Annotated in this window: 6 protein-coding genes; 4 read left to right on the top strand and 2 right to left on the bottom strand. The window is 68.8% G+C overall.

Translation table 11 applies throughout. From position 1 onward, the window contains the following. Positions 1 to 1,003 (bottom strand): AMP-binding protein (locus tag AAG801_RS40565; protein WP_341893535.1); only part of this gene is annotated, 1,003 nt, incomplete at its 3' end. A 199-nt stretch (positions 1,004 to 1,202) separates the two neighbouring features. On the opposite strand from AAG801_RS40565, the gene AAG801_RS40560 reads away from it, so the two are divergent. The 3 genes from AAG801_RS40560 (at position 1,203) to AAG801_RS40550 (ending at position 3,349) form a co-directional block, all read left to right on the top strand. Further along, entirely contained in the window at positions 1,203 to 1,760 is a 558-nt protein-coding gene (locus tag AAG801_RS40560; protein WP_341893534.1) for a CHRD domain-containing protein, read from the top strand. 129 nt (positions 1,761 to 1,889) lie between these two features. After that, positions 1,890 to 2,330, top strand: coding sequence for an OsmC family protein (locus tag AAG801_RS40555; protein WP_192192878.1), 441 nt, complete (start codon positions 1,890 to 1,892; stop codon positions 2,328 to 2,330). A 41-nt stretch (positions 2,331 to 2,371) separates the two neighbouring features. Then, the gene (locus tag AAG801_RS40550; protein WP_341893533.1) at positions 2,372 to 3,349 is read left to right on the top strand and encodes a tripartite tricarboxylate transporter substrate binding protein; all 978 of its coding nucleotides are present in this window, start codon (positions 2,372 to 2,374) and stop codon (positions 3,347 to 3,349) included. A gap of 22 nt (positions 3,350 to 3,371) precedes the next feature. On the opposite strand, the gene AAG801_RS40545 is transcribed toward AAG801_RS40550, so the two are convergent. After that, the gene (locus tag AAG801_RS40545) at positions 3,372 to 4,097 is read right to left on the bottom strand and encodes a Crp/Fnr family transcriptional regulator (RefSeq protein WP_341893532.1); all 726 of its coding nucleotides are present in this window, start codon (positions 4,095 to 4,097) and stop codon (positions 3,372 to 3,374) included. 142 nt (positions 4,098 to 4,239) lie between these two features. Between AAG801_RS40545 and AAG801_RS40540 the strand changes: the two genes are divergently transcribed. Then, complete coding sequence (locus tag AAG801_RS40540; protein WP_341893531.1) at positions 4,240 to 4,740, top strand: ester cyclase; 501 nt, start codon at positions 4,240 to 4,242, stop codon at positions 4,738 to 4,740. Positions 4,741 to 4,907 lie beyond the last annotated feature (167 nt).

The following is a 4,907-nucleotide window of genomic DNA, read 5'->3' as shown; positions in this document are numbered from 1 at the left end:
CGCCGCCGATGTGGGTCATGCTCGTGAGGTCGTAGCTCGCGAAGTTGGGGCTGGCCATGAGGTCGATGACCATGGTCGGGATGTTGGTCCAGCTCGTGACCTTCCAGCGCGAGATGAGCCGGCCCGCCACGTCGCGGTCCCAGCGCGGCATGATGACCAGCGTGGCCGCCGCGAGGATCGAGGTGTGCATCATGCTCACCACGCCGGTGATGTGGAACATCGGCACCACGGCCAGCACCACCGCCTCCGACGTCGCCTGGCCCCAGAGCTGGCCGGCCATCGCGTTGTGCATGAGGCTCGAATGGTGGTGCACGCAGCCCTTGGGCAGGCCGGTGGTGCCGCTGGTGTAGGGCAGCAGCGCCATGTCGTTGGCGCCCACCACATGTGCGGGCGCCGCGTGGCCGGCCGCGAGCGCATCGGTCCACGCCGTCACCTGGCCGCCGTCCAGCGCGGGCAGCGGATGGCGCGTACCGAGCCAGTCGGCCCAGGCCGGCGCGGGAGCGTCGTCGCCGGTCACGTTGGCATCGAAGGCGTCGGTGAACTGCGTCACGATGACGTGCGACAGGCGCTGCTCGGCCGGCAGTGCGTCGCTGGCCTTGGCCAGCTCGGCCGCGAGGTCGCCGGTGGTGATCGCCACCTTGGCATCGGGGTCGGTGATGTAGTGCTTGAGCTCTTCGGCCCGGTTCATCGGGTTGACCGGCACCACCACGGCGTTGGCGCGCAGGATCGCGAAATGCGCGATCACCAGCTGCGGGCAGTTCTGCATGTTCAGCACCACGCGGTCGCCGCGCTGCACGCCCAGCGCATGCAGCGTGCCGGCCAGCCGTTCGACCTGGTCGGCCAGCTCGCGGTAGCTCAGCACGCGGCCGAAAAAGACCAGCGCGGCCTTGTCGGGGTAGCGCGCCGCCGAGGTCGCGAGGTTGTGCCACAGCGAGGTGGCGGGGACGGTGATCGAATGCGGGAGGCGCTTGGGCCAGAACTTGTAGTGCGGGCGTGGTTGCATGGTCTGTGAGCAGGCGGGGGAAAGGAAGGGAAGAAAGCGGTGCGACAAAGGCGCAGCGCGCCAGCCTAAGACGCACCGGCCGCCGCTCCCATCGGGGAAGCCCTCGGGGCGTCACCTTGGCGACGCCCATTTGTCGTACGCCGGCCCTGCGCAGGCATCGGCTATCGTGCGGACTCCGCTTCACCTGCGCCTGCCTGCCATGCCTGATTCCGCCCGACACACCCTCCGCCGACGGATCGTCCTCTTCGGTGCCACGCTGGCCGCGACAGGCTGCGCGCTGCTCTCCAGGTTCGGACCGCAGGAGCCGGCGACATCCTCGCAGCCCAAGGAGCCACCGACGTGGTTCATGGCCGACTGCTGGCTCGGCACCGAGGACGTGGTTCCGCCCCTCCCCAGAAAAAGCAGCAAGGGCGGCGGCTCGATGTTCGGAACCCTGACGCTCGCCACCGGCAGCTTCCAGTGGCGCGTGAACTACGCGCGCCTCAGCGGGCCGGCGACGCTCGCGGGCTTTCATGGCCCTGCCGCCAAGGGCAGCAACGGCCCGCTGGTGATCCAGCTGCCGCAGCACAGCCGGGCCGAGCTGCGCGACCCGGACGGCGACGGCTACGAGCTGACCGGCACGAGCACGTTGACGCCGGCACAGATGGCCGACCTCATGGCCGGCCTCTGGTACGTCAGCGTATCGACCCAGGCCTGGCCGGCGGGCGAAGTCCGGGGTCAGCTGAAGCGCAGCACATCCGGCGTGCACGGCGTCTGAGATCGGCCCAGCGCGCGATCATCGCCACGCGCGATGCGCCCTGCGACTACAGACAGACCCGGCTTTCGGAGCGATACCTGCGGTTCTCCCTCCGAGCAACCCTCCACCACCCCGACTGAAGGAATAGCCATGGCAGCAGAAAAGCACGCAAGCGTTCACTGGGAAGGCGCCGGCAAGACCGGCAAGGGCCAGGTCAGCACCGAGACCGGCGCCCTCAAGGACTATCCCTACGGCTTCGCCAGCCGCTTCGAAGACGACCGGCGCGGCACCAACCCCGAGGAAATCGTCGGCGCGGCCCATGCGGCCTGCTTCACGATGGCCTTTGCCTTCGCGCTCGAAAAGGAAGGCCTGGCCGCCACCAAGATCGACACCCGCGCGGCCGTGCGCCTGGCCAAGGACGGCGACGGCTTCAAGATCGACCGCATCGCGCTGGAACTCGACGCCAGCGTGCCGAACCTCGACGAGGCGAAGTTCCAGCAGATCGCGGCCGCGGCCAAGGCCGGCTGCCCGCTGTCGAAGGCGCTGGCGAGCGTGCCCGAGATCACGCTGAAGGCCACGCTGGCCGGCTGACCGCGCTGCTTATGATCGTCTCCACAACAAGGAGACGGATCATGAACAAGCCCACCCGGACCGCACTGGCGGTCCTTTCTTTCGCCCTCGGCGCGCTCGGCACAACGGCAGCTGTGGCCGCCTACCCCGACAAGCCGATCAAGGTCGTCATCGGCTTCCCGGCCGGCGGCCCGCTCGACCAGCATGCGCGCCTGCTCACCGACAAGCTGCAAGCCGTGCTCGGCCAGCCGCTGATCGTCGACTACAAGCCCGGCGCGGGCGGTTCGGTCGGCGCGGACGCGGTCGCCAAGAGCCCGGCCGACGGCTACACGCTGATGCTGGCCAACACCGGCGTGGCGGTGATCAACGGCGCGCTCTACAGCAAGCTGCCCTACAACACGCAGCGCGACTTCGTGCCGATCGCGCGCACGGCCATGCAGCCGCTGGCGTTGCTGGTCACGCCCAAGCTGCCGGTGCAGAACCTGAAGCAGTTCATCGACTACGCCAAGGCACGGCCCGGCCAGATCAACTACGGCTCGGCGGGCAACGGCGGCATCAGCCACCTCGTGCCCGAGATGTTCAAGACCGCGACCGGTACCTTCATGGTGCACATCCCCTACCGCGGCAGCGCCCCGGCCTTCACCGACCTGATGGGCGGGCAGGTGCAGTTCATGGCCGAGTCGATTCCGCAGGCCGCCAACTATCACAAGCAGGGCAAGGTGCGCGCGCTGGCCGTGACCAGCCGCGAACGCAACCCCGCGCTGCCCGATGTGCCGACCGTCATCGAGTCGGGCGTGAAGGGCTTCGAGGTGGTGGGCTTCTACGGCTTCCTCGCGCCGAAGGACACGCCGAAAGACGTGGTCGCCAAGCTGAGCGACGCGTTCAGGCAGGTGCTGACCAGCCCCGAGGTGCGCGAGCGCATGGTGAGCCAGGGCGCCGACCCGGCCTACCTGGGCAGCGAAGACTTCGCGCGCTTCCTGGCAACGGAAACGCCGCGCTGGGACAAGGCGGTGAAGGCGTCGGGCGCGCGGATGGATTGAACCCCGCCAGCGTCCCTCACGTTCAGGGCGGCGTGGCCGCGTGCCGCTCCAGCTGTGCGCGATCGAGCAGCTCGATGCTGCGGTAGCGCACGCGCAGCGTGCCGTCTTCTTCCCACAGCTTGAGCTGGCGGTTCACGCTCTGGCGCGACACGCCGAGCATGAACGACAGGTCTTCCTGCGACACGCCCAGCAGCGTGCCGCCACCGCCCTCCTCCGCCGGCGCGACCGCGCGCGCATCGAGCGTCAGCAACCGGTGCGCGAGCCGCACGGGCAGCGGCATCAGGATCACGTCGTCAATCCAGGCCAGCGCCTGGCGCAGCCGCAGGCACACGAGCCGGGTGAAGGCCATGTGCACGTCGGGGTGCTCGGCCACCAGCCGATGAAAGTCGGCTGCGGCGACCACGGCCATTTCGGTGGTGTCGACCGCGCAGGTGTCGTAGACGCGCTCGCGGCCCACCAGCAAAGAGACCTCGCCGAACCAGTGGCCCGGCTCCAGCATCGCGATCACCGCTTCGCGACCGCCCGGCGCGACCACGCTCACGCGCAATGAGCCGCTGACCACGCCGAACAGCGCATCGGGCGACGAGCCCTTGTGGAACAGCGATTCGCCGCGCACCAGCGTGCGCCGGTGCGCCACCGCGAGCAGCCGCTGTTGCACGTCTTCGGCCAGCCGCATGTCGCTGTTATGCACGGGCGAGTGCTGCGCATCCGGCTCGGCGGGGCTGGAAGAAAGGGAGGAGCGTGGCATCGCGGGTTTGTCCGGGGCGTCGATTGCCAACACCGGACAGTCTGGGTTCGAGGGGCTGTCGATAGTACGCAGGCCACCCGGGACGACGCATTCGCGGCAACCCGATGTCCCCTGTCATCCCTGTCACATGGAGCACACCCCGATGAACACCCTGACCGACCTGCAAGCCCGCCGCGAGCGCCTCGTGCTCGACCATTTCGCCGACGAGACGCGGCAGGATTTCGACGCGGTGCTCGGCACCTTTCCGCATCCGCACTACGAGCTGATTCCCAGCGGCGAGGTGCACGACGGCATCGCCGACGTGCGCCAGTACTACACGGACACGCGCCGCGCCTTCCCCGACCAGCGGCACGAGATCATCCAGCTGCGCCATGCCGACGACTCGGTGATCGTCGAGTTCTGGCTGCTCGGCACGCACCGCGGCCCGCTCAAGGGCCTGCCGCCGACAGGCAACAGCTTTCGCTGCCGCATGAACGCCTTCTTCATCTTCGAGGGCGACCGGCTGGTCTGCGAGCGCGTGTACTTCGACACGCTGACGATGCTGCGCCAGCTGCTGGTGGGCGTGCCCGCGGAGATGGTGGGCGGACTCGTTGCCGGACTGCTCGGCCAGCCCGCCCCGCAACCTGAAGCCGCCACGGCATGACCGTCACGTTCAGGGCGAGTGCACAGGCCACCGGGTACTTCCCTCCGCGAATGTCCCCCGCTTCGCTCCTCCTGATATTGTTTAATCCGCTCCTACCGCGCTAAAGGGAGCCCGTTCGGTGAACCCCGATCTCCTCCTTGGGCCGACCAGCCCGCAATCAAGACTGG

This window comes from Variovorax sp. YR752 (assembly GCF_943372545.1).
Note: the sequence above shows the minus strand (reverse complement) of the source record. Positions and strands in the feature narration are given on the sequence as shown.

Excerpts from the sequence above, each read along its gene's own strand:
- AAG801_RS40540 (WP_341893531.1), top strand. The coding sequence starts at position 4,240 with ATGAACACCCTGACCGACCTGCAAGCCCGCCGCGAGCGCCTCGTGCTC.
- AAG801_RS40555 (WP_192192878.1), top strand. The coding sequence starts at position 1,890 with ATGGCAGCAGAAAAGCACGCAAGCGTTCACTGGGAAGGCGCCGGCAAG.
- AAG801_RS40545 (WP_341893532.1), bottom strand. The coding sequence starts at position 4,097 with ATGCCACGCTCCTCCCTTTCTTCCAGCCCCGCCGAGCCGGATGCGCAG.
- AAG801_RS40560 (WP_341893534.1), top strand. The coding sequence starts at position 1,203 with ATGCCTGATTCCGCCCGACACACCCTCCGCCGACGGATCGTCCTCTTC.
- AAG801_RS40550 (WP_341893533.1), top strand. The coding sequence starts at position 2,372 with ATGAACAAGCCCACCCGGACCGCACTGGCGGTCCTTTCTTTCGCCCTC.